Raw genomic sequence first — 365 nt, 5'->3', positions numbered from 1 at the left:
ATCGCCGAAGGCAACATGATGGGTGTGGCAGCGGGACTGGCAGCCAGTCATAAGATTGTCTATGCATCGAGCTTTGCGATGTTTGCGGCAGGAAGAGCATTCGAACAGATCCGCAACAGCATCTGTTATCCGAATTTGAATGTCAAGGTGTGTGCGACCCATGCGGGAATCAGCGTAGGCGAAGACGGCGCCAGCCATCAGAGTGTGGAGGATATTGCGATCATGCGAAGCATCCCGAACATGAAGGTGTTCCAGCCCTGCGATGCCAGGGAGACCGAACAGATCATCAAGGCCGTGGCCGATATCGAAGGCCCGTGTTATGTACGTTTAGGACGACTGGGCGTAGAGGATGTGTATGATGACAG

Annotated in this window: 1 protein-coding gene; it reads left to right on the top strand. The window is 54.0% G+C overall.

Features of this window, described 5'->3' with window-relative positions:
* Positions 1-365 (top strand): transketolase family protein (locus tag ACTQX6_RS12660; protein WP_441657725.1); only part of this gene is annotated, 365 nt, incomplete at both ends.

Source organism: Faecalicoccus sp. LCP19S3_E2 (genome assembly GCF_052121255.1).
Taxonomy (GTDB): Bacteria; Bacillota_I; Bacilli_A; order Erysipelotrichales; family Erysipelotrichaceae; genus Faecalicoccus.
The sequence above is the reverse complement of the archived record's forward strand: the minus strand, read 5'-3'. Positions and strand labels throughout refer to the sequence as shown.